Genomic DNA, 23,184 nt, shown 5'->3' with positions numbered 1-23,184 from the left:
CCGTGCCGGCTCGGGCCGGGTGCTCCGCCGGCGACGTGGCCGGTGCCGTCCGCGCGGTCGCGGCGGTGGTCGCCGAGCACCGGGTCGAGCTGATCCAGCTCGACCGGGCGATCGGGGACGGTGACCACGGGGAGAACCTCGACCGCGGTTTCAAGGCCGTGGTGTCCAAGCTGGACGAGTCCACACCGGACACTCCGGCCGGCGTGCTCAAGCTCGTCGCGACCACGCTGATCTCCAAGGTCGGCGGCGCGGCGGGCCCGCTGTACGGCACGGCGTTCCTGCGTGCGGCCACCGCGCTCGGCGACGCGACCGAGCTGGGCACGGCCGAGGTGGCCGAGGCGCTGCGGGCCGCGCTCGGCGGCGTGGTGGCGCGCGGCAAGGCCGAGGTGGGCGACAAGACGATGGTCGACGCGCTGGACCCGGCGGTGCGGGCGGCGGAGAAGGCCGCCGGGGAGCAGGTCTCGGTCGCGGCGCTGCTGTCGGCCGCGGCGGACGCGGCGGCGGCCGGGGCGGAGTCGACCGTGCCGCTGGTCGCGCGCAAGGGCCGGGCGTCCTACCTGGGCGAGCGCAGCGCCGGCCACCTCGACCCGGGCGCGCGGTCGACGATGCTGCTGCTGCGCTCGTTCGCCGACTCGGCGGGCGCTTCGTGAGCCGAGTCGGGCTGGTCGTCGTCTCGCACAGTGCGAAGCTGGCGGACGGCGTCGTGGAGGTGGCGGCCCAGATGGCGCCGGACGTGACCGTCGTGGCGGCGGGCGGCCTGCCCGGCGGCGGCATCGGCACGGACTTCGACGCGGTCGACGCCGCGATCACCCGGGCCGACGGCGGCGCGGGGGTCGTGGTGCTCTACGACCTCGGCAGCGCCCGCATGATCGCCGAGACCGCCCTGGAGGCCCGCGACGAGCCCGCGGCGGAGCTCGTCGACGCCCCGCTCGTCGAGGGCGCGGTCGCGGCGGCCGTGGCCGCGCAGGGCGGGGCGCCGCTCGCCGATGTGGCCGGCGCCGCCCGCGCCGCGGCGGGTGAGCCGCCCGAGGCCGCGCGGCCCGCAGGCGAAGCGGCGGAGACCCGGGTCCGCCTCGCCAACGACGTCGGCCTGCACGCCCGCCCGGCCGCGCTGCTCGCCCGCACGCTGTCCGAAGTGGACGCCCAGGTCACGGTCCGGCTCGGCGACGCCACCGCCGACGGCCGCAGCGTGCTCGCGCTCATGGGCCTCGGCGCCCGCAAGGGCGACGAGCTCGTCGTCGCCGCGACCGGCGCGCAGGCCACGGAGGCCCTGCGCAAGGTCGAGGACCTCGTCGCGCGGAACTTCGACGAAGGAGAGGCGGAACGGTGAGCTCCCAGCGTTACGACTTCGTCATCGTCGGGGGCGGGTCGGCCGGGAGCGTGCTCGCGAACCGGCTGTCCGCCGACCCGGCGAACCGCGTGCTGGTGCTCGAGGCGGGCCGGCCCGACTACCCGTGGGACGTCTTCATCCACATGCCCGCCGCGCTCACGTTCCCCATCGGGAGCCGCTTCTACGACTGGAAGTACGAATCCGAACCCGAGCCGCACATGCACGGCCGGCGGATCTACCACGCCCGCGGCAAGGTCCTGGGCGGTTCCAGCAGCATCAACGGGATGATCTTCCAGCGCGGCAACCCGCTGGACTACGAGCGCTGGGCCGCCGACCCCGGCATGTCCACATGGGACTACGCGCACTGCCTGCCGTACTTCGAGCGGATGGAGAACTGCACGGCGGCCGCGGCGGACGACGAGTTCCGCGGCCACGACGGCCCGCTCGTCCTCGAGCGCGGGCCCGCCACGAACCCGCTGTTCACGGCGTTCTTCGAGGCCGTCCAGGAGGCCGGCTACCCGCTCACCGACGACGTCAACGGCTACCGCCAGGAGGGCTTCGCCAAGTTCGACCGCAACGTCTACAGAGGACGGCGCTGGTCCGCGTCGAAGGCCTACCTGCGCCCCGCCATGCGCAGGCCCAACCTCGACGTGGTCACCCGCGCGCTGGTCACGAGGATCCGGTTCGACGGCGACCGCGCGACCGGCGTGGAGTACCACCGGTTCCCCTCGCGCGGCCGCCGGACCGTCGAGGCGGGCGAGGTCATCCTGTGCGGCGGCGCCATCAACTCGCCACAACTGCTGCAGCTGTCCGGTGTCGGCAACGCGGCGGCCCTGCGGGCGCTGTCCATCGACGTGGTGTCCCACGTGCCCGGGGTGGGGGAGAACCTGCAGGACCACCTCGAGGTCTACGTCCAGTACGCCTGCACCCAGCCGGTCTCCATGCAGCCGTACCTGAAGTGGCGGTACCGCCCGTGGATCGGCGCGCAGTGGCTGTTCGGCCGCCGCGGCCCCGGCGCGACCAACCATTTCGAGGGCGGCGGGTTCACCCGCAGCAACGAAGACGTGACCTACCCGAACCTGATGTTCCACTTCCTGCCGATCGCGGTGCGTTACGACGGGTCCGCGCCGGCCGGCGGGCACGGCTACCAGGTGCACGTCGGGCCGATGTACTCCGACGCGCGCGGCACCGTGACGATCACGAGCCGGGACCCGCGCCGCCACCCCGCGCTGCGGTTCAACTACCTGTCCACCGACCAGGACCGCCGCGAGTGGGTCGAGGCCATCCGGGTCGCCCGCGACCTGCTGAGCCGGCCCGCGATGGCGCCCTACAACGGCGGCGAGCTATCGCCGGGTCCGCGGGTCGAGACGAACGAGCAGATCCTCGACTGGGTGGCGCGGGAGGCCGAGACCGCCCTGCACCCGTCGTGCACGTGCGCCATGGGCACGGGCGAGCTGTCCGTCCTGGACCCGGAGACCATGCGGGTGCGCGGGGTGCGCGGGCTGCGGGTGGTGGACGCATCGTCGATGCCGTACGTGACCAACGGGAACATCTACGCCCCGGTCATGATGCTGGCCGAAAAGGCTGCGGATCTGGTCCTCGGTAACACTCCGTTACCGCGAGCGACGGTCGAGTTCTATAGATACCAAGGTGGACAACACCCTTGACGTCGGTCGCGAGGTGGACAAGGGTTTCCCCAATAAGCACTACCGTGCACGATACGCAACGGCGCGAGGTCGTGAGGACTGCCTATGGCCGAGCTGTACATCGGGGGTCAGTGGCGGGAACCGGTCGACGGTGGCCGGCGAGAGATCCGCTGCCCCGCGGACGGCAGCCTGGTCGCGACGGTCGCCGAGGCGACTGCGGCCGACACCGAGGCCGCGATTCTCGCGGCGCGCCAAGCGTTTGACACCGGTGAGTGGCCGCACACCCCGGAACGCGAACGCGGCGCGCTGCTGCTGCGCGTGGCCGACCTGCTCGAGCGCGACGCCAAGGACTTCGCCCGCGCGGAGTCGCTCGACACCGGCAAGCGGCTGGTGGAAAGCGAGTACGACATCGCCGACGTCGTGGCCTGCTTTCGGTACTACGGCGGCATCGCCGGCACCGACGCGGGGCGGGTCGTGGACACCGGGCGGGCCGACGCGGTCAGCCGCGTCGTGCACGAACCGGTCGGCGTGTGCGGCCTGATCACGCCCTGGAACTACCCGCTGCTGCAGACGTCGTGGAAGGTCGCCCCCGCGCTCGCGGCCGGCAACACGATCGTGCTCAAGCCGAGCGAGCTGACCCCGTCCACGGCGATCCTGCTCCTGCGCCTGCTCGAGGACGCCGGGCTGCCGGCCGGGGCGGCGAACCTCGTGCTGGGCGCCGGCCCGGCCGCGGGCGCGCCGCTCGCCGAGCACGACGCCGTGGACATGGTGTCGTTCACCGGCGGGCTCGCCACCGGGCGGCGGATCATGGCCGCCGCGGCCGGCACGGTCAAGAAGGTCGCGCTGGAGCTCGGCGGCAAGAACCCGAACGTCGTGTTCGCCGACGCCGACCTGGCCGCGGCGGCCGACTTCGCGCTCACCGCGGTGTTCCTGCACTCCGGCCAGGTGTGCTCGGCCGGCGCGCGGCTCGTGGTCCAGGACGAGGTGCACGACGTGGTGGTCGGCGAGATCGTGCGCCGGGCGGCGGAGATCCGGCTCGGCGGACCGTTCGATGTGGACGCCGAGACCGGCCCGCTGATCTCCGCCGCGCACCGGGACAAGGTGGCGGCCTATGTGGACATCGGGGTCGCCGAGGGCGCGGTGCTGCGCTGCGGCGGCCGCGAGCCGGACGACCCGGCGCTCGCGAGCGGCTTCTACTACCTGCCAACGGTTCTGGACGAGTGCCGCCAGGACATGACCGTGGTGCACGACGAGTCGTTCGGCCCCGTGCTGACCGTCGAGCGGTTCACCGACGAGGACGACGCGGTGCGCATCGCCAACGACACCACCTACGGCCTCGCCGGCGCCGTCTGGAGCCAGGACGCCGGCCGCGCGCAGCGGGTCGCCGGCCGGCTGCGGCACGGCACCGTGTGGATCAACGACTACCACCCGTACGTCCCGCAGGCCGAGTGGGGCGGCTACGGCCGGTCCGGCATCGGCCGCGAGCTCGGGCCGTCCGGGCTGGCCGAGTACCGCGAGACCAAGCATGTCTGGCACAACATCGATCCGAAGCCGCAGTACTGGTTCCACGCGTGAGCTCGCGGGCGAACCATGAGTCAGGAGAGGGGCCGGCCGTGACGACATCCGCCGATCCGGTGATCTCGGTTCGCGACCTGTGGAAGGTGTTCGGCCCGAAGGCCGACCGGGTGCCGACCGACACCAGCCTCACCGAGCTCTCCCGCCGGGAGCTGCTGTCGAAGACCGGCTGCACGGCGGCGGTGCGGGAGGTGTCGTTCGACGTCGCGCCGGGCGAGGTCTTCGTGGTGATGGGGCTGTCCGGCTCGGGCAAGTCCACGCTCGTGCGCTGCCTGACCCGGCTGATCGAGCCGACCGCGGGCGACGTCATGGTCGAGGGCGAGAACATCCGCACCGCCGACCGCAAGCGGTTGCGTGACCTGCGCCGGCGCAAGTTCGCCATGGTGTTCCAGCACTTCGGCCTGCTGCCGCACCGGCGGGTCATCGACAACGTCGCGTTCGGACTGGAGATACGCGGCATGAGCCGCGCCGACCGCCGCCGGCGGGCCGCCGAGGTGGTCGAGCTGGTGGGCCTCGCGGGCTACGAGAACTCCTTCCCCGACCAGCTCTCCGGTGGCATGCAGCAGCGCGTCGGCCTCGCCCGCGCGCTCGCGGTCGACCCGGACGTGCTGCTGTTCGACGAGCCGTTCTCCGCGCTGGACCCGCTGATCCGCCGCGACATGCAGCAGGAGGTCATCCGGCTGCACCACGAGGTCGGCAAGACGATGGTGTTCATCACCCACGACCTGTCCGAGGCGCTCAAGCTCGGCGACCGGATCCTGATCATGCGCGACGGCGACATGGTCCAGGTCGGCACCGGCGACGAGCTCGTCGGCGCCCCGGTCGACGACTACGTGGCGGACTTCGTGCGCGACGTGGCGCGGGCGAACGTGCTGACGCTGCGCTGGATCATGCGCGAGCCCCGGCCGGACGACCCGCTGGACGGCCCGGAGCTCGGCCCGGAGGTAGTCGTCCGCGAGGCGACCCGCGCGGTGCTCGCCGCGGAGAAGCCGGTGAAGGTCGTCGAGGGCGGTGAGCTGCTCGGCGTCATCGGGGACGAGGAGATCCTCGAGGTGATCGCCACGATGCCCGAGGTGCGCGAGACAGTGCAGGTGTCCGCCTCCGTGTCCACACCGCAAGCCGCACCGGCGAACGGCTCCGAGCCGGACACCGCCGACGCCGAGCCCGAAGCGGCAAGGAAGAGCGCGACATGACCACGTGCCGACCGCGCCCAGGAGGAACGGGACGCGACCCGGCCGGCGGTACGCGCCCAACCGCCGGGCGGCAACCGATGGCGACCACGAGGGTTCGGTCCGGGGAGGCGGAACACCAGTGACCACCACCGTCGCACCGCCGGCCCCGGCGAAGGCCGAGCCGCCGCGACCGCCGGCCCCGAAGGCCGAACGCGGACCCCGCAGATGGGTCGCCGCCATCGTCATCGTCGTGGCGTGGCTGGTCCTCTTCGTGATCTTCCGCGGGCGCGCCACGCTCGAGCTGGCGCCCGCCCAGCTCACCGGGCTGCACCGCTGGTTCAACGAGGTCAACGACGCGATCGGGGCCAGCCGCAACTCCAACCCGATCTTCCTCTACTTCTTCAACGAGATCCGGCTGGTGATCGACAACTTCGTCACCGGCATCCAGTACCTCATCGCCCAGCCGATACCCGGCCGCGGCGTGCCGCTCATCGGCTGGGTCGGCGTGGTCGCGCTCGCCGGCTACACCGCCTGGGTGTTCGGCAACGTCCGCGTCGCGGTCCTCGCGACCGTCGGCTTCTTCTTCTTCGGCCTGCAGGGCCTGTGGGAGGAGAGCATGGACACGCTGGCACTCGTCGCCGCGTCCGTGATCATCGCCCTGCTGATCGGGATCCCGCTCGGCATCTGGGCGGGCATGTCGCGGCGGGTGAACCGGATCATCACGCCGGTGCTCGACTTCATGCAGATCATGCCGACGTTCGTCTACCTCGCGCCGCTGACGCTGTTCTTCCTGATCGGGCCGGCCTCGGCGACGATCGCGACGCTGATCTACGCGATGCCGCCGGCCATCCGGATCACCGCACACGCGATCAACTCGGTGCCCGGCAACAGCCGCGAGGCCGCCGACTCGCTCGGTGCCACCCGCGGGCAGACGCTGGTCAAGGTGCTGCTGCCGATGGCCAAGCGCACGATCGTCGTCGGCATCAACCAGTGCATCATGGCCGCGCTGGCGATGGTCACGATCTGCGCGCTGATCGACGCGCCCGGGCTCGGCAAGACCGTGATCAAGGCGCTGCAGACCCTCGACGTCGGCACGGCGTTCAACGCCGGCCTCGCGATCGTGATCATGGCGATCGTCCTCGACCGGGTCACCACGGCGGCCGGCGACCGCGCCGAGCGCCAGCTGCGGCACTCGGGCGGGCGGTCACCGGCGGCGCGGCTGCGCCGGCCGCTCCTGATCGGCGGCGGCGTGGTCACCGCGGTCTGCGTGTACCTGTCCTACACCTACGTCTGGGCCGCGGAGTTCCCGGTCGACTGGAACATCGGGCCGTGGATCTCCCGCACGACGACCGACATCACGCTGTGGATCCAGGACAACTTCTCGGTCATCACGAACGACCTGCGGGACTGGGTCACCCGGGCGATCCTCAACCCGTTCGAGGCGCTGCTCACCGAGTCGCCGTGGTGGCTGATGTGCGCGGTGATCATCGCGTTCGCCGTGGTGATCGGCGATCTGCGGGCGACCGCGGTGACCGCGATCTGCCTGGCGCTGCTGCTCGGCACGGGACTGTGGCACGACTCGATGACCACGCTCGCGTCCACGCTCGTCGCGACCGTCGTGGTGATGGTGGTGGGCGTGCTGATGGGCGTCTGGATGGGCCGCAGCCGCCGCGCGGACCGGGTGATCCGGCCGGTGCTCGACGCCGCCCAGGTCATGCCGCCGTTCGTGTACCTGGTGCCGTTCGTGGCGCTGTTCGGACCGTCCCGGTTCACGGCGATCGTGGCGGCCTTCGTGTACGCGGCGCCGATCGTCATCAAGATCGTCACGGACGGGATCCGCGGGGTGTCCGCCACGACCGTCGAGGCGGCCACCGCCTCGGGTGCCGGCCGCTGGCAGACGATCTCGAAGGTGCAGCTGCCGATGTCGTCGAAGTCGCTGACGCTCGCGACGAACCAGGGGCTCATCTACGTGCTGTCCATGGTCGTCGTGGGCGGTCTGGTCGGCGCGGGCGCGCTGGGCTACGACGTCGTGGCGGGGTTCTCACAGGGGCAGCTCTTCGGCAAGGGGCTCGCCGCCGGGCTCGCGATCGTGCTGCTCGGCATCATGCTCGACCGAATCACGCAGGCCGCGGCTCGCCGGACCGGGCGGACCGCTGGTTAGACCCGACGAGGAGGACGGTCACGATGAGAAGAAGGTATCTGCGCACGTCGGTGCTCTTCGCCGCGGTCTCGCTGGTGCTCGCCGGATGTGGCGGTGCGAAGGTGGGCGAGGACTCCAGTTCCGGCGGCGGCGGTGGCGACAGCGCCGACTGCGGCGACTTCAACATCGCCGTCAACCCGTGGGTCGGCTACGAGGCCGACGCGGCCGTGGTCGGCTACGTGGCGGAGAAGGAGCTCGGCTGCAATGTCACGAAGAAGGACCTCAAGGAGGAGGTCGCCTGGCAGGGCTTCGGCACCGGCGAGGTCGACGTGGTGCTGGAGAACTGGGGCCACGACGACCTGAAGAAGAAGTACATCGACGACCAGAAGACGGCCGTGCGGGTGGGCTCCACCGGCAACACCGGCACCATCGGCTGGTACGTGCCGCCGTGGATGGCCGAGAAGTACCCGGACATCACCGACTGGAAGAACCTGAACAAGTACGCGGACATGTTCAAGACGTCCGAGTCAGGTGGCAAGGGCCAGCTGCTCGACGGCGACCCGTCGTTCGTCACCAACGACGCCGCCCTGGTGAAGAACCTCAACCTGAACTTCAAGGTCGTGTACGCGGGCAGCGAGACCGCGCTGATCCAGTCGTTCCGGCAGGCGGAGAAGGACAAGAAGCCGATGATCGGCTACTTCTACGAGCCGCAGTGGTTCATGCTCGAGGTCAAGCTCGTGCACGTGAAGCTGCCCGAGTACAAGACGGGCTGCGACGCGGACGCGGAGAAGGTCGCGTGCGACTACCCGCCCTACGACCTGGACAAGATCGCGAGCAAGAAGTTCATGGACTCCGGCAGCCCGGCCGCGGACCTGGTGAAGAACTTCAAGTGGACGAACGACGACCAGAACCTCGTGGCCAAGTACATCGCGGTGGACAAGATGAGCCCCGAGGACGCCGGCGAGAAGTGGGTCAAGGACAACCAGTCCAAGGTGGACGCCTGGGTCGGCAAGTCCTGATCCCGTAACGACACCCACACCGGCAACCACACCGGCGACCACACGGCGCCGGCCGTCGCGGGCTACGACCCGAGGCGGCCGGCGCCGCCGTCGATGCCCCGCCACGGGTCCGTCTTGCGCGCGAGCCTGCGCCGGATCCGTTGCGGGGTGAAGCCGTTGGGGTAGGCGCGGCTCAGCTCGTCCCAGTCCAGCGGGGTCGCGACGGGCGCGCCGGGGCGGGCGCGCAGCGAGTAGGGCGAGACGAAGGTCTGGCCGAAGCCGTTGCGGTTGACGTCGAGGAACACCCGGTCGCCGCGCTTGTACTTGCGCTGCGCGGTGGTCAGCAGGTCCGGGTCGGCGGCGGCGAGCTCGCCGGCGAGCTCGGCGGCGGCCGCGCGCACCTCGTCGTGGTCGGCCGAGCGGTCCAGCGGCGCCACGATGTGGAACCCGCGCCCACCGGTGGCCTGCAGGTACGGTGTCAGCCCCCGTTCGGTGTACGCATCGCGCACGCGCCGGGCGATGTCGCGCAGCGTCGCGACCGGCGTCCGCCCGGGCGGGTCGATGTCGACGACCACCCGGTCCGGGTGCTCCAGATCGTCCACGGTGGACGACCAGACGTGGAACTCGAGCGTGGCCTGGTTCGCCAGGTAGAGAAGGGTGTCGGCGCCGGCCTCGGAGTCCTCGCACACGACGTGGCGCACGGTGCCCTCGGCCGACTTCCGGGCGATCTCGACGGTGCGGACCCAGTCCGGGAAGTGGTCCGAGGCGTCCTTCTGGAAGAAGCCCTGGCCGTCGATCCCGTCGGGAAACCGGCGCATCGTCAAAGGTCGTCCGGCCAGGTGGGGCAGCATCGAGCGGGTGACCGTGCGGAAGTGGGCCACCACGTCGGCCTTGGTGAGGCCGTCCGCCGGGAACAGCACCTTTTCCGGGTGCGAGACCTCGATCGTGCCCACGCCCGCCGCGTACCCAGTGGACGGATCGGCAAACGAGAGCGTTTCAAAACCGACACTTTGCAGTGCGTGACGTCGGGAACCGTAGGTCCTAGGGTCGATCCGACATCGTCGTCAGGCATTGACCAACGAGGTAGGCCAACATGACCTCTGGAAACTCACGAGGCAAGGTCTCCGGGCTGGTTTTCAACCCATGGAACCTGCTGCTGATAGTTCCGTTCATTGTGCTGCTGACACCCATATACAACATGAGATCCCCCGAGTTCATCGGGATGCCGTTCTTCTACTGGTTCCAGTTCCTCATCATCCCGGTTGGCGTGCTCTGCACGATCATCGTCTTCCGGATGACGCGGAAGGTGCGGGTGGACGACGCACCCGGCGAAGTGGCGGACGTCGACTCGCTGGACGAGGGGAGTGAGCGCTGATGCAATGGGTGGAGCTCATCGAATTCGTGCTCCTGTTCGCGTTCGTCACGGTGATCGGCTTCGTGGCGGCGCGCTGGCAGTCCGGCAAGACCCTGGAACATCTCGACGAGTGGGGGCTCGGCGGGCGCAAGTTCGGCTCGTGGGTCACCTGGTTCCTGGTGGGTGGTGACCTCTACACCGCCTACACCTTCGTCGCGGTGCCCGCCCTGCTGTTCGGTGCCGGCGCGACCGGGTTCTTCGCGCTGCCGTACACGATCATCGCCTACCCGCTGGTGTTCCTGCCCGTGCTGCGCATGTGGTCGGTCTCCCGGGCGCGCGGCTACGTGACCCCGGCCGACTTCGTGCGCGGGCGTTACGGGTCCTCGTTGCTGGCCCTGCTGGTGGCCATCACCGGGATCGTCGCGACCATGCCCTACATCGCGCTGCAGCTCGTCGGCCTCGAGGCCGTGCTGCGGTCCATGGGCTTCAACGGCGGCGGCTTCTTCGGCCACCTGCCGCTGCTGATCGCGTTCATCATCCTGGCGCTCTACACCTACCAGTCCGGGCTGCGCGCGCCGGCGCTGATCGCGTTCGTCAAGGACATCCTGATCTACCTGGTGATCCTGGTCGCGATCATCTACCTGCCGATCAAGCTCGGCGGGTGGAGCGAGATCTTCGGCGCGGCGGAGGACAAGTTCGACGCGACCCCGGCCCCGGCCGACGGCATCCTGCTGAACTCGAACAACCAGCTGCAGTACGCCACGCTGGCGTTCGGCTCGGCGCTCGCGCTGTTCCTGTACCCGCACTCGGTCACCGGCGTCCTCGCCTCCCGCGGCCGCGACGTGCTCAAGCGCAACATGTCCGCGCTGCCGGCGTACTCGCTGCTGCTCGGCCTGCTCGCGCTGCTCGGGTTCGTGGCGATCGCCGCGGGGACCAAGCCGATCACGAACAACGCCACCGGCCGCCCGGACGGCAACACGATCATCCCGGAGCTGTTCAACGGCCAGTTCCCGTCGTGGTTCGCGGGCATCGCGTTCGCGGCCATCGGCATCGGCGCGCTGGTGCCGGCGGCGATCATGTCGATCGCGGCGGCGAACCTGTGGACCCGCAACGTCTACAAGGAGTACGTCCGCCGCGACGCCTCCCACGCGCAGGAGGCCAAGCAGGCCAAGATCGCCTCGCTGGTCGTGAAGTTCGGCGCGGTCGTGTTCATCGTGTTCATCGACCCGCAGTACGCGATCGACCTGCAGCTGATCGGCGGCGTGATCATCCTGCAGACGCTGCCGGCGGTGGCGATCGCGCTCTACACCCGCTGGCTGCACCGGTGGGCGCTGGTCGCGGGCTGGGCGGTCGGCCTGCTGTGGGGCATGGTCATGCTCTACGGCATCCCGAACCCGGCCACGGGCCGCGCGCACTTCGGCGGCTCGGCGCTCGCGCTGGGCAAGCTGAACATCTTCGGGTGGGAGCCGTTCGCCGGCTCGACCGTGCAGATCTACGTGGGCTTCGTGGCCCTCGCCGGCAACCTGCTGGTGGCGATCATCGTCTCGCTGGTCATCCGGCGGATGAACGTCTCCAACGGCGTCGACGAGACGACCGGCGAGGACTACCACGTCGACGAGCACACCGAGAACCTCCGCCCGATCGCGGGGGAGGAGCCGACGCGGCCGGCTCCGGTGACCTCGTCCTGACCCGCTGACCGGTGGTGCGCCGGGCCGTTCGGCGCACCACCGGTCACCGCGGCCGCAGCTGCCGGTCGTGGACCCGGCTCAGCACGAGCTGGGCCACGATCGCGCCGCACAGGCACAGGAACATGTCCCACTGGGTGTCCCAGACGTCGCCTTGCGTGCCGAGGAAGTCGTCCGCCCCCGCGCCGAGGATCACCGCGGACGCCCACTCCACGAACTCGAAGCACGCGCTCACCGAGAGGCAGACCGCGACGGTCAGCGTGAACGTCCAGCCGCCGCGGCGCAGCGGGGTGAGCCGCAGCAGCAGCTCGCGCACCAGCATGGCCGGCACGAAGCCCTGCACGAAGTGCGCGATGCGGTCGTAGTTGTTGCGCTGCCAGTCGAACACGTCGCGCAGCCAGTCGCCGAGCGGGGTCTGCGCGTACGTGTAGTGGCCGCCGTAGCAGAGCACGATCGCGTGGCCGACGAGCAGCCAGCACACGAGGCGGGTCAGCGGGAAGCGCCGGCGGTTGAGCAGCACGAGCGGTGCGCCGATGAGGATCCACACCACCTCGAGCGCCCACGTGCCGAGGCTCCTCGCGCCGATCGCGGACCACACGAGCGCCGCGGCGAGGATCGTGACCAGCAGGAAGCCCTCGCGCCGCGACACCGTGCGCACCGGAACCCGAACCGTCGTCATCACGACAATGTGCCGCATCGTGCCCGGCCGCGCGCTTTCGCCGCGCCGTACTACCAGTGCCGCGGCCGGGGTCGGCGGGTGAGCGCTCGGCGACGTTCCGTCAGCCGACGAGCCGAGTCGGCGAGCTGAGCCGACACTGCGAAGGGCGCTCCCGGGGAGCCGGGAGGGCCCTGCCGCGTTCGTAACGCTTTCGTGATGTTCGGGATGTATTTCCCGAACGGTTGGCGACACGTGGAAGGGCAGAAGTCGCGTGCCCAGAGAAGGGGAGGCCTGATGGACTTCTACATCAGCCGCGACCCGCAGGTCGCGGGCCTCGGCGCCGAGGCTCCGGAGCTACCGGCCGGACTGCGGGACCGGTACGGCGTGGGCGGGTCGCGTCCCGATCAGACGCGCCGCCCGGCGACGTACCGCCCGGACGCGCTGCGTGTCCCACGCTCCGTGGACCGCACCGTCCTCGATCGATCGCTCGCCGAGATCAACCTCAAGCTCGCCGAGCCGGGCGACGTGGCCGGCCGGCCCGTGGTGGTGCGGCTCGAGCCGCTCGACCCGGCCAGGGGACGCGACGTCGACGCGTCACAGGCCCTGGCGCACCTGCGCCGCGCCGCCGACGAGGCGGGTGGCGACCTGCGGACCGCGGTCGGCACGCCGGACCCGGTCGGCCTGGAACACCTGCTGTTCGTCGGTGTCGGGCCGGTGCCGTGGGACTCCCACCCGTGGGACTCCCACCCGTGGGACTCGCACGACGCCGGCGCGGTGCCGTGGGACTCGCACGGGTGGTTCAGCTCGGACTCCTACATCCGCAACGCCCGCGGCGGGCCCGTGCCGGTGAGCGTCGCCTTCCGGCCGGACCAGCCACGTCCGGTGGTCGCCGGGACCGGGTTCGACCGCAGGCCCGTCGTCGCCGTGCTGGACACGGGCATCGCCGGGCACGACTGGTTCGGCACCGTCGGCCCGCAGGGCGGCCTGCCCGACGGCGGGTTCATCCGCGAGCTCGCCGACGTCCAGGACGCGATCACGGCCAGCAGCCGCGAGTCGGGCATCGAGGACCGGCACATCGAGGACATCTGGGACCGCGACGTGCTGACCGACCCGATGACCGGGGTGCTCAGCCGGCACGCCGGTCACGGCACGTTCATCGCCGGGATCGTCCAGCAGATCGCGCCGGACTCGCAGGTCGCGATGGCCCGGGTCATGGCGGGCGACGGTGTCGCGTACGAGAGCGACCTGATCGCGGCCCTGGAGACGCTCGTCCACCGCGTGGACAGGGCGCAGGCGCCCGGCGGCGATCCGCGCGAGATGGTCGACATCCTGGCGCTGTCGATGGGCTACTACATCGAGGACGAGCAGGACGTGAAGGAGACCCGCCAGTTCACCGACCTGCTCAACGCGCTGGCCGACCGCGGCGTGCTCGTCGTGGCCGCCGCCGGCAACAACGCCACGATGCGGCCGTTCTACCCGGCCGCGCTGGCGGCCGACCCGCCTGCCGGCGGCGGGCCGGCGGTGCTGTCCGTCGGCGCGCTCAACCCCAACGGCACCAAGGCGTTCTTCTCGAACCAGGCACCCTGGGTGCACGCGTGGGCGACGGGCGCGGGCGTGGTCAGCACGTATCCGAAGCTGCGCGGGAGCATGGGCCCGGCACAGGTGATGTCCGACCTGGGCCGCGAGTCGATGGACCCGGACGACTTCACCAGCGGCTTCGCCGTCTGGCACGGCACCTCGTTCGCGGCGCCCCACGCGGCCGCCGTGCTCGCCAACAAGCTCGTCGCCGCCGCGGACGGCGGCGCGCCCGCGATGAGCAACGTGACGGGGGACGCGATGCTCGAGCGCGCCCGGCGGGCGGTCGACGCATGCGCTCGGCAGAAGGACTGACGTAACGGATGCCGGTGGACCAGGACCAGGTCGGGGCGCTGTTCCGCGCGGCGCGGGACGGCGACCGCGACGCGCTCGCCGACCTGGTCCGCCGGCTGACGCCGATGCTCTGGCAGGTCGCCCGGTCGCAGGGGCTGGACCGGGAGGCGAGCGTCGACGTCGTCCAGACGGCATGGCTGGAGCTGCTCGGGTCCCTGGCGGACATCCAGAGCCCGAGCGCCCTGGCCGGCTGGCTGGTCACCGTCACGAAGCGGGAGGCGTGGCGGGTTCGCAAGGCAGGTCGTAGCGAACACGTGGAGGAGGACGCGGTGTTCGTCGAGATGCGAGATCCCCGGCCCGGACCGGCCGACCAGGTCGTCGACGGCGAAAGCCGGGCCCGGTTGTGGGCCGCGGTCGACGCGCTGCCCGAGCGGTGCCGCACGCTGCTGCGCATCGTGGCCTTCGTGCGGCGGCCCGACTACGCGGAGGTCAGCGAGGCGCTCGGCATGCCCGTCGGCAGCGTCGGGCCGAACCGCGGGCGCTGCCTCGCCAAGCTGCGCGAGCTGCTGGTCGCCGACCGCACGGGAGGCTGGCGGTGAACCGGGAGAACAGCCGCAACGGCAACGGAGCCGGCACCGGCACCGGCGCGAACGAGCCCCTGTCGGATGTCGACGAGTCGATCCTGGCCGCGGTACGCCGGCTGTGGGAGACCGCCGACCCGATGCCGGCCGGGCTTATCGAGCAGATCCGGTTCGCGCTCGACCTCGACACCTCGCTCGACCTCGAGGTGTCCCGGATGGTCGAGACGCAGGAGCTCGCCGCCGCCCGCACCGACGAGCTGACCCGGCTCGTCACGTTCCAGAGCGACAGCCTGAGCATCATGATCACCATCGAGCCGCGGGTGGACGGGACCGCGCGCATCGACGGCTGGCTCACCCCGGCTGCCTGCCACGAGATCGAGCTGCGCTGCCCGGCCACGCCGATCACGACCTCGTCCGACGACGCCGGGCGGTTCTCCCTGGACTCGGTGCCTACGGGAATCGTGCAGCTGATCGTCCATCTCAGCGGGAACTCGCGGCGGATCATCACGCCGACGATGGAAATCTAAGGACCTTTCACGGAATCCTGAGATACGGACCATAGCCCCTGTCCTGCACCGCCCGGCTGACTCGATACTGAGCCAATGCCTGGTGTGGTGGCCGCCGAGGCCGTCGAAGCTCGCGCGCGCGAGCTGCACCGGCGGGGACTCGAGGCGCTCAACCGCGGCCGGCCGCTGCTCGGGGCCCGGTCGCTGCGCGCGGGGCTGCGCCGGCTCGGCTGGCCCGAACCCGGCGGCGCCTGGGCGGACCACCGCGAGCTGACCTTCCGCCTGCTCGGCACGCTGTCCGCCGCCGAGGTCGCGCGCGGCAACAGCGACCTGGGCTTCGAGCTGCTGGACAGCACCGAGCAGCTGATCACCGGGGACAACCGCGGCGTGCTGCTGCTGCAGCGCGGGCTGCTGCTGACCATGACCGGCCGCGTGGACGAGGCAGTGACCTCGTTCGACGCCGCCGTGCCGATGCTCGACCGCGCGGGCGAGCGGGTCGCGCTGGCCCGGACGCTGCTCAACCGCGCGTTCATCCACCAGATCGCGGGCCAGGTCCGCCCGGCGCTCGCCGATCTCGCGCGCAGCGAGGAGATCAGCCGCGAGCTGGGCATGGACGTCCAGGTCGCGAAGGCCTTCCACGGCCGGGGCTCGTGCCTGCTGCTCGCCGGGGACATCCCGGGCGCGCTGCGGGCCTTCGAGGCGGCCGAGCGGGGCTACACCGAGACCGCGGACGGCATGCTCGTCGTGCTGGCCGTGGAGAAGGCACGGGCGCTGCTCGCGGCCGGCCTGTGCGTGGACGCGGCCGACGTGCTCGACGCCGCGCTGCCCCGGTTCCCCGACCTCGGCATGACGCAGGAACACGCGGAGGCCGAGCTGACCCGCGCGCAGATCGGCCTCGCGCTCGGCGACCAGGAGTCCGCCCGGCGCTGGGCGATCCGGGCGGAGCGCCGCTTCCGCCGCCGGCACAACGAGACCTGGGCCGCGGTGGCCGAGCTGACCCGGCTGCGCGCGGAGCTCACCGGTGGTCGCCGGCCGTCGCGGATCGCCGCGGTCGCGGCGGAGCTGGCCGAGCGGCTGCGCGAGCTTGGGCTGGAGAACGACGCGGAGGCCGCCGAGCTGCTGGCCGCCCGCGCGCACCTGGGGCGCGGCGAGATCGGCGCGGCGGCCACCCGGATCCGCCGCCAGCCGGGCCGGCGGTCGACCCTGGACACCCGGCTGCAGCGCCTGCTCGTGCGGGCGCGCATCGCGGCGGCACGCGGCGAGCGGGCGGCGACGTTCCGGTACGCGCGGACCGGGCTGGACCTGCTCGGCGAGCACCGCAGCCACTTCGGCAGCATCGACCTGCAGACGGGCGTGACCACGCTCGGCGCCGAGTTGGCCCGCGCCGGCCTGGACGCCGCGCTCGCCGACGGCCGCCCGCCCACGGTGTTCCGCTGGCTCGAGCACTCCCGAGCGCAGGCGTTCCGCTCGCGCGCGGTTCACCCGACCGACGACCCGGTCACCGCCGACGCGCTCGCCGAGCTGCGCCAGCGCTCGCGGGTGGCGCGGGCGAGCGAGCTGGAGGGCCGCCGGGACGCGGCCGCCACGCGGCGCATCGCCGAGCTGGAGCGCCAGATCCGCGCGCACAGCTGGCAGCTGAGCGGTACCGGGGAGAGCGAGGACGAGGCGTCGCTGGCCGACGTGCGCGCCGAGCTCGCCACGGCCGGCGCGACCCTCGTCAGCCTGCTGACCGTCGGCGGGCGGATCCACGCGTTCCTCGTCGGCGAGCGCACCCCGCGCATCGTCGAGCTGGGCGACTTCGCGGTGGCGGCGGAGGCCGCGGCCCGGCTGCGCAGCGACCTCGACGTGCTGTGCGGGCGGCGGCTGCCGGACGCGCTCGACGCCACCGTCCGCAACTCCGTGCGCCGCCAGCTGGATGTGCTGACCGAGCACCTCATGACCCCGCTGCGCGACCACCTCGGCGCCGAGGAGCTGGTGATCGTGCCGACCGGCTCGCTGTCCGGCGTGCCGTGGGCGCTGCTGCCGGACCTGCGCGGGCGGCCGGTGACGGTCTCGCCGTCGGCGACCGTGTGGCTGTCCGGCAGGCGCGCCGCGAGCCCCGCGGCCACCGGCAAGCTGCTCGTCGCCGGGCCGAACCTGGAGTACGCCGCGGACGAGGTCGAGCAGCTGTCCGCGATCTACCCGGAGGGCGAGACGCTGCTCGGCGCGGACGCGACGGTCGAGTCGGCGATGAAGGCACTCGACGGCTGCGCCATCGCGCACTTCGCCACCCACGGCCACCACGAGCAGGACAGCGTGCTGTTCTCCCGGCTCGACCTGGTGGACGGGCCGCTGATGGCCTACGACATCCACCGGCTCGGCGCGGCGCCCGAGCAGGTGATCCTCTCCTCCTGCGACGTCGGCCGGTCGGTCGTACGCGAGGGCGACGAGATCCTCGGCTTCACCGCCGCCCTGCTCTACAGCGGCACCCGGACCGTCGTGTCGAGCGTGGCCCGGATGGACGACGAGGCCGCGGTCGGCGTGATGACCGCGTACCACCGCGGCCTGGCCACCGGGGTCGCGCCGGCCCGGGCACTCGCCGACGCCGCGCTCACCGAGCCACTGACGCCGCTGGTCTGCTTCGGCAGCGGCTGAACCGCCGGTTCGCCGACCGGCCCGACCCGTAACGGGGCCGCCGCGTGTCCCGACTCTTGGGGCGGTCTCCCACAGCACTGCCACCGCGCGTGAGGACGGTCCGATGCGCAACCGAAACAAGGCCGGGTCGCTCAGCGCGCACGCCATCGCCGGCAGCTACGTCGTCCTGCTGGGCCTGGACATCGCGAAGCGGGACACCGCGGGGCTGCTCGGGTTCGCGATCGAGCGGGCGGATCCCGCGACCGGCGACCGGCACTGGCTGCGTGGCCTGAAGGTGTTCGCCGAGACCGGCCGCGACCTGCCGCCCGGCACCTCGGTGAGCCTGCGCGACCACCCGCTCCAGTCGTTCCAGTGGGGCGACTACGGCGTAGAACCCGGCCGCGCCTACTCCTACCGCGTCGTCGCCCTCTACGGCACGCCGGCCGCGCTCGAGGCCCGGCACGAGGTGACGGTCGCGGTCACCACCGAGCCCGTCGACGAGAGCGCGCACGCGGTCCACTTCAACCGCGGCGTGGCCGGCAGCCAGGCCTACGTGCGCGAGTTCGGCGACCGCGAGCCGCGTGCGGGTGACCGGTCCGACCCGGCGTACACGTGGTTGTCGCGCGGGCTCGAGGAGGCGCTGCTCGGCTTCATCGCCACCGCGACGGGGCCGGACTTCGCCTTACGCGGCTCGGTCTACGAGTTCAACTACCCGCCCGTGCTGGCCGCGCTCAAGTCGGCCGCCGACCGCGGCGTCGACGTCCGCATCGTCTACGACCGGCGCGGCAAGGCCGGCACGGGGGAGCGGGCGAAGGTCTGGCAGGCCAGCGAGCCCGCCATCGAGCGGGCCGGCCTCGGCCCGGACATGATCCCGCGCAGGACGAACAGCGCGATCTCGCACAACAAGTTCCTCGTGCTGCTGCGCGCCGGCGTGCCGCTGGCGGTGTGGACCGGCTCGGCGAACATCACCTGGGGTGGCCTGTTCGGACAGTCCAATGTGGGCCACCTGATCCGCGACACGGACGTGGCGACCCGCTACCTCGACTACTGGACACGGCTGTCGGCCGACCCCGCGTACGCGCGGATCCGCCCGGCGAACACGGCCGCGAGCCCCACCCCGGGCACGCCGCCGAAGCCGGGCATCGGCACGGTGTTCAGCCCGCGGACCACTCTGGACATGATCGACTGGTACGCGACGCAGGCGGGCGGGGCGAGGAAGTCCTTCTTCATGACCGCGGCCTTCGGCGTGCACGACAAGATCGCGGCGGCCATCCGGCCCGAGTCGGACGTGCTGCGCTACCTCGTGCTGGAACAGCCGCCGGGCAAGGGCGACGTCCGGTTCGACGTGGACCACGACGTGAAGGTCGCGGTCGGTTCCCTGCTGGCGAAGGGAGTCCTCGATCGCTGGGTCGCCGAGCACCTGACGAACCTGGACACGCACGTCCACTTCACGCACACGAAGTTCATGCTCGTCGACCCGCTCGGCGACCACCCGCTGGTGGTGTCCGGCTCGGGCAACTTCAGCGACCCGTCGGTGCACGAGAACGACGAGAACATGCTGGTGATCCAGGACGACCCGCGGGTGGCCGACATCTACCTGGGCGAGTTCATGCGGATCTTCAACCACTTCTACTTCCGCTTCCTGAGCGCGAGGAAGAGCGCCGGGTCCGGCTTCCTGAGCCCGGACGACAGCTGGGCGGCCCGCTACTTCGACGCCACGACGCCGAGCCACCGCCAGCGGCTGCTGTTCCGCTGACTCACGCGGCCGCCGGCTCGAGCAGCTCGCGGAGCTCGCGCACCGCGGCCCGGCCCGCGCGGTTCGCGCCGACCGTGCTCGCGGAGGGGCCGTAGCCGACCAGGTGCACGCGCGGGTCGGCGACGACGCGCGTGCCGTCCATGACGATCCCGCCGCCCGGGCCGCGCAGGTGCAGCGGCGCGAGGTGGTCCAGCGCGGCGCGCCAGCCGGTGCACCACAGGATCACGTCGGCGGCGAGGAACGAACCGTCGTCCCAGGCAACTCCGGCGGGCGTGAGCCGGGTGAACATCGGGTGCCGGTCGAGCAGCCCACGCCGCCGCGCCGCGCGTACCTCGGGCGTGAGCGCCAGCCCGGTCGCCCGCACGACGCTCTGCGGCGGCAGACCGGCTCGCACCCGCTCGTCGACCCGCGCGATGACCTCGCGGCCGTAGTCCCCGGTGAACGGGCCCGCGAAGAACTCGGGCGGGCGGCGCGTCACCCACGTCGTCTCGGCGACCTCGGCGATCTCCAGCAGCAGCTGCACCGCGGAGGTCCCGCCGCCCACGACGACCACGCGCCGGCCGGCGAACTCGGCGGGGCCGCGGTAGTCGGCGGTGTGCAGCTGGCGGCCGCGGAAGGTCTCCTGACCGGGGTAGCGGGGCCAGAACGGGCGGGTCCACGTGCCGGTGGCGTTGACCAGCGCCCGGGCCGACCAGGTGTCCACGTCGGACTCGACGAGCAGCCGTCCGCCGGTTCCCTCGCGTACGGCGCGGACGGACACCGGCCGGTGGACGTCGAGGCCGAACTCCAGCTCGTAGGCGGCGAAGTAGGCGGGCACCGCCGTCGCGGCCGGCTCGGCCGGGTCCGGGGGGTCGAAGTGCATGCCCGGCAGGTCGAAGATCCCGTGCACGGTCGCCATCCGAAGCGTCGGCCACCGGTGCTGCCACGCGCCGCCGGGAGCCGGGTTCCCGTCGAGCACGACGTGGTCGCGCCCCGCCCGGCGCAGGAAGTAAGCGGCCGAGAGCCCGGCCTGCCCGGCCCCGATCACGACGACGTCCGTATCCCGCACACCCCGCACAACACCCGGGACCGCGCCGCGCATCCCGGCCGGGCGGAGATCACACGAGCGACGTCCGCGAGATCGACCATGCGCCGCCGTCCGGGTGGGCACCCCGCAGCCCGCCGGACGTGTCCACCCCGCCGGCTCAGTCCGGGAACCGGCCGCCGAGTGCCCGGGTGATCCGCTCGGCGTGCTCGACGACGACCTCGACCCACTCGACGCACGTCTCGTACGGCATCCGCAGCGTCGGCCCCTGCACGGTGACCGCGCCGACGAGGTCGGCGGCGGCGTCGAACACCGGCGCGGCGAGGCCGGACGCGCCGTCGATGCGCTCGCCCGCGGTGATCGCGTACCCGTCCGCGGCCGTCTGCTTGACGAGCCGGCGCAGCTCGTCGCGGTTGGTGACCGTGCTGTCGGTCAGCCGCGGCGGCTCGTGCCGGAGCACGGCATCGGCGAGGCCGGGGGTCCACGCGAGCAGCACCCGGCCCGAGGAGCCCGCGGTCAGCGGGAAGACCCGGCCGACGGCCATCTCCCGGCGCAGCGCGTGGCGGGTCTCGGCGACCGCGACGCAGACCCGCTGCTCGCCCTCCACGCGGAAGAAGCAGGCGGTCTCCCCGGTCCGGTCGCGAAGGTCCTTGAGCACGGGGCTGACCACGTCGAGGACGTCCAGCTCCTTTGCGGCGGCCGCCGCCCAGTACGCCATCTTGACCCCGATCCGGAACCGGTCGCCGGTCCGGTCGAGGAAGCCGTTGGCGACGAGGTTCGTCACGAGCCGCTGGACGGTCGAGGCGGGGAGACCGGTCGCACGCTGGATGTCGCGCAACGTCAGCGACGGCTGCCGCAGCGTGAACGCGTTGAGGATCTCGGTGATCTTGCCGAGCACGAGCAGCGGCGTGTGTGCCGCCCCCTGGTTCTGGGGCTCGTCGCGGCCGGTCATGATGTCGAACATACGACAGGAGGAGCCGTGACAGAGCATCCCGTGGTCGCCGCCGACGTCGCGGCGGCGGCAGAGCGCTTCGTGGGCGTGATCCCGCCGAGCCCGCTGCAGCGCAACGAGCGGCTTTCGGTGCGCCACGACCTCGAGGTGTGGCTCAAGCGCGAGGACCTCAACACCGTCCGCTCGTACAAGGGCCGCGGCGCGCTGAACTTCGTGAGCGGGCTGTCCGCGGCCCAGCGCGAGGCCGGCGTCGTGTGTGCCAGTGCCGGCAACCACGGCCAGGGCGTGGCGTTCGCGTGCGCCGCGCTCGGCGTGCGGTCCCGCGTGTACCTGCCGCGCACGACGCCGCGCCAGAAGCGGGACCGCGTGGCGAACCTCGGCGGCCGGTTCGTCCAGGTCGTGGTCGAGGGCGACACCTACGACGACGCGGCCGCCGCGGCGCATGCCTACGCCGCCGAGCACGGCATGACCCTGATCCCGGCGTTCGACGACCCGCGCACGATCGCCGGCCAGGGCACGGTGGTCCGCGAGGTCGTCCAGCAGCTGGGTCGCGTGCCGGACGCCGTGGTCGTGCCGGTCGGCGGCGGCGGGCTGCTGGCCGGGACGCTGACGTGGCTGTCCGAGGCCCACCCGTCCGTGCGGGTCTTCGGCGCCGAGCCCGCGGGTGCGGCGAGCATGGCGTTCGCGCTGGCGCAGGGCCGCCCGGCGCCGCTGCCGCACCTGGACCCCTTCGTCGACGGCGCCGCGGTACGCCAGGTCGGTGGCCACACCTTCGCCGTCGCCGACAAGTTCCGCCCGGAGCTGTTCGCGGTCCCGGAGGGGCGGATCTGCGTGGAGATGCTGGACCTGTACCAGTCGGACGGCATCATCTCCGAGCCCGCCGGCGCGCTCGCGTCGGCCGCGCTGCGGGACGTCACGCTGCCGCCCGGTGCGACGGTCGTCTGCATCCTCTCGGGCGGCAACAACGACGTGAGCCGGTACGCGGAGATCGTCGAGCGGGCGCTGGTCTTCGAGGGGCGCAAGCACTACTTCCTCGTGGAGTTCCCGCAGGAGCCCGGCGCGCTGCGCCGCTTCCTGCACGACGTGCTCGGGCCGGACGACGACATCACGCTCTTCGAGTACGTGAAGCGCAACAACCGCGAGACCGGGCCCGCGCTGGTCGGCATCGAGCTCGGCACCCCGGAGAACCTGGAGCCGATGCTCAAGCGGATGCAGAGCGCACCGCACCGTATCGAGCGCGTGCCACCGGACAGCCCGCTTTTCACTTTCCTGGTCTGAAACAACGCACGCGTTCGCCGCGCGTCCTTTCTGGCAAGAACCGCGAA

Annotated in this window: 19 protein-coding genes; 15 read left to right on the top strand and 4 right to left on the bottom strand. The window is 72.1% G+C overall.

Features of this window, described 5'->3' with window-relative positions; all coding sequences use genetic code 11:
• The first annotated feature begins 2 nt into the window (after positions 1–2).
• From dhaL to VH969_RS30520, 7 genes are all read left to right on the top strand, one after another.
• The gene (gene dhaL, locus VH969_RS30550; RefSeq protein ID WP_331980586.1) at positions 3–650 is read left to right on the top strand and encodes a dihydroxyacetone kinase subunit DhaL; all 648 of its coding nucleotides are present in this window, start codon (positions 3–5) and stop codon (positions 648–650) included.
• Positions 647–1,330, top strand: coding sequence for a dihydroxyacetone kinase phosphoryl donor subunit DhaM (gene dhaM, locus VH969_RS30545; RefSeq protein WP_331980584.1), 684 nt, complete (start codon positions 647–649; stop codon positions 1,328–1,330). Before dhaL ends, dhaM begins: the two co-directional genes overlap by 4 nt.
• Entirely contained in the window at positions 1,327–2,997 is a 1,671-nt protein-coding gene (gene betA / locus VH969_RS30540) for a choline dehydrogenase (protein ID WP_331980582.1), read from the top strand. Before dhaM ends, betA begins: the two co-directional genes overlap by 4 nt.
• 84 nt (positions 2,998–3,081) lie before the next feature.
• Entirely contained in the window at positions 3,082–4,551 is a 1,470-nt protein-coding gene (locus tag VH969_RS30535) for an aldehyde dehydrogenase family protein (RefSeq protein ID WP_331980580.1), read from the top strand.
• 38 nt (positions 4,552–4,589) lie between these two features.
• Positions 4,590–5,744 carry a quaternary amine ABC transporter ATP-binding protein gene (locus VH969_RS30530; protein ID WP_331980578.1) on the top strand — a complete coding sequence of 385 codons (1,155 nt, stop codon included), beginning with the start codon at positions 4,590–4,592 and terminating at the stop codon, positions 5,742–5,744.
• A 118-nt stretch (positions 5,745–5,862) separates the two neighbouring features.
• Entirely contained in the window at positions 5,863–7,884 is a 2,022-nt protein-coding gene (locus VH969_RS30525; protein WP_331980576.1) for an ABC transporter permease, read from the top strand.
• 23 nt (positions 7,885–7,907) lie between these two features.
• Positions 7,908–8,882 carry an ABC transporter substrate-binding protein gene (locus VH969_RS30520; RefSeq protein WP_331980574.1) on the top strand — a complete coding sequence of 325 codons (975 nt, stop codon included), beginning with the start codon at positions 7,908–7,910 and terminating at the stop codon, positions 8,880–8,882.
• A gap of 62 nt (positions 8,883–8,944) precedes the next feature.
• Here VH969_RS30520 and ligD read toward each other — a convergent pair whose 3' ends face one another.
• Positions 8,945–9,814, bottom strand: coding sequence for a non-homologous end-joining DNA ligase (ligD, locus tag VH969_RS30515; RefSeq protein ID WP_331980572.1), 870 nt, complete (start codon positions 9,812–9,814; stop codon positions 8,945–8,947).
• A gap of 140 nt (positions 9,815–9,954) precedes the next feature.
• Between ligD and VH969_RS34595 the strand changes: the two genes are divergently transcribed.
• Both VH969_RS34595 and mctP read left to right on the top strand, forming a co-directional pair.
• Positions 9,955–10,236, top strand: a complete 282-nt coding sequence (locus VH969_RS34595; protein WP_414638640.1) for a DUF3311 domain-containing protein — start codon at positions 9,955–9,957, stop codon at positions 10,234–10,236.
• Positions 10,236–11,903 (top strand): monocarboxylate uptake permease MctP, encoded by a 1,668-nt coding sequence (mctP, locus tag VH969_RS30505; RefSeq protein ID WP_331980568.1) that lies wholly within the window; start codon positions 10,236–10,238, stop codon positions 11,901–11,903. The genes VH969_RS34595 and mctP overlap by 1 nt, the downstream gene beginning before the upstream one ends.
• A 43-nt stretch (positions 11,904–11,946) precedes the next feature.
• Here the strand turns inward: mctP and VH969_RS30500 are convergent, their stop codons facing one another.
• Positions 11,947–12,579, bottom strand: a complete 633-nt coding sequence (locus VH969_RS30500; RefSeq protein ID WP_331980566.1) for a DUF2238 domain-containing protein — start codon at positions 12,577–12,579, stop codon at positions 11,947–11,949.
• 273 nt (positions 12,580–12,852) lie between these two features.
• On the opposite strand from VH969_RS30500, the gene VH969_RS30495 reads away from it, so the two are divergent.
• The 5 genes from VH969_RS30495 to VH969_RS30475 all read left to right on the top strand — a co-directional run bounded on the left by VH969_RS30495 (position 12,853) and on the right by VH969_RS30475 (position 19,883).
• Positions 12,853–14,448, top strand: coding sequence for a S8 family peptidase (locus VH969_RS30495; protein ID WP_331980564.1), 1,596 nt, complete (start codon positions 12,853–12,855; stop codon positions 14,446–14,448).
• Between the two features lie 8 nt (positions 14,449–14,456).
• Positions 14,457–15,026, top strand: a complete 570-nt coding sequence (locus VH969_RS30490; protein WP_331980562.1) for an RNA polymerase sigma factor — start codon at positions 14,457–14,459, stop codon at positions 15,024–15,026.
• Complete coding sequence (locus VH969_RS30485; protein WP_331980560.1) at positions 15,023–15,535, top strand: hypothetical protein; 513 nt, start codon at positions 15,023–15,025, stop codon at positions 15,533–15,535. Before VH969_RS30490 ends, VH969_RS30485 begins: the two co-directional genes overlap by 4 nt.
• Before the next feature lie 75 nt (positions 15,536–15,610).
• The gene (locus tag VH969_RS30480) at positions 15,611–18,148 is read left to right on the top strand and encodes a CHAT domain-containing protein (RefSeq protein ID WP_331980558.1); all 2,538 of its coding nucleotides are present in this window, start codon (positions 15,611–15,613) and stop codon (positions 18,146–18,148) included.
• Between the two features lie 103 nt (positions 18,149–18,251).
• Entirely contained in the window at positions 18,252–19,883 is a 1,632-nt protein-coding gene (locus tag VH969_RS30475; RefSeq protein WP_331980556.1) for a phospholipase D-like domain-containing protein, read from the top strand.
• 1 nt (position 19,884) lies between these two features.
• On the opposite strand, the gene VH969_RS30470 is transcribed toward VH969_RS30475, so the two are convergent.
• Together VH969_RS30470 and VH969_RS30465 are read right to left on the bottom strand one after the other, a co-directional pair.
• On the bottom strand, positions 19,885–20,964 hold the full coding sequence (locus VH969_RS30470) for an FAD-dependent oxidoreductase (RefSeq protein WP_331980554.1): 1,080 nt from the start codon (positions 20,962–20,964) through the stop codon (positions 19,885–19,887).
• A 103-nt stretch (positions 20,965–21,067) separates the two neighbouring features.
• A complete protein-coding gene (locus VH969_RS30465; protein ID WP_331980552.1) occupies positions 21,068–21,859 on the bottom strand; it encodes an IclR family transcriptional regulator in 792 nt (263 codons plus the stop codon).
• 42 nt (positions 21,860–21,901) lie between these two features.
• Between VH969_RS30465 and ilvA the strand changes: the two genes are divergently transcribed.
• Entirely contained in the window at positions 21,902–23,137 is a 1,236-nt protein-coding gene (gene ilvA, locus VH969_RS30460; protein WP_331980612.1) for a threonine ammonia-lyase IlvA, read from the top strand.
• The last annotated feature ends 47 nt before the right edge of the window (positions 23,138–23,184 follow it).

The organism is Actinophytocola sp. (assembly GCF_036555685.1).
Classification (GTDB): Bacteria; Actinomycetota; Actinomycetes; order Mycobacteriales; family Pseudonocardiaceae; genus Actinophytocola.
This window is presented reverse-complemented; position numbering and strand designations above follow the sequence as displayed.

Bases quoted from the DNA above. Each gene is read 5' to 3' on its own strand.
- VH969_RS30535 (WP_331980580.1), top strand. From the start codon at position 3,082: ATGGCCGAGCTGTACATCGGGGGTCAGTGGCGGGAACCGGTCGACGGT.
- VH969_RS30520 (WP_331980574.1), top strand. From the start codon at position 7,908: ATGAGAAGAAGGTATCTGCGCACGTCGGTGCTCTTCGCCGCGGTCTCG.
- VH969_RS34595 (WP_414638640.1), top strand. From the start codon at position 9,955: ATGACCTCTGGAAACTCACGAGGCAAGGTCTCCGGGCTGGTTTTCAAC.
- mctP (WP_331980568.1), top strand. From the start codon at position 10,236: ATGCAATGGGTGGAGCTCATCGAATTCGTGCTCCTGTTCGCGTTCGTC.
- VH969_RS30500 (WP_331980566.1), bottom strand. From the start codon at position 12,579: ATGACGACGGTTCGGGTTCCGGTGCGCACGGTGTCGCGGCGCGAGGGC.
- VH969_RS30495 (WP_331980564.1), top strand. From the start codon at position 12,853: ATGGACTTCTACATCAGCCGCGACCCGCAGGTCGCGGGCCTCGGCGCC.
- VH969_RS30490 (WP_331980562.1), top strand. From the start codon at position 14,457: ATGCCGGTGGACCAGGACCAGGTCGGGGCGCTGTTCCGCGCGGCGCGG.
- VH969_RS30480 (WP_331980558.1), top strand. From the start codon at position 15,611: ATGCCTGGTGTGGTGGCCGCCGAGGCCGTCGAAGCTCGCGCGCGCGAG.
- VH969_RS30475 (WP_331980556.1), top strand. From the start codon at position 18,252: ATGCGCAACCGAAACAAGGCCGGGTCGCTCAGCGCGCACGCCATCGCC.
- VH969_RS30470 (WP_331980554.1), bottom strand. From the start codon at position 20,964: ATGCGCGGCGCGGTCCCGGGTGTTGTGCGGGGTGTGCGGGATACGGAC.
- VH969_RS30465 (WP_331980552.1), bottom strand. From the start codon at position 21,859: ATGACCGGCCGCGACGAGCCCCAGAACCAGGGGGCGGCACACACGCCG.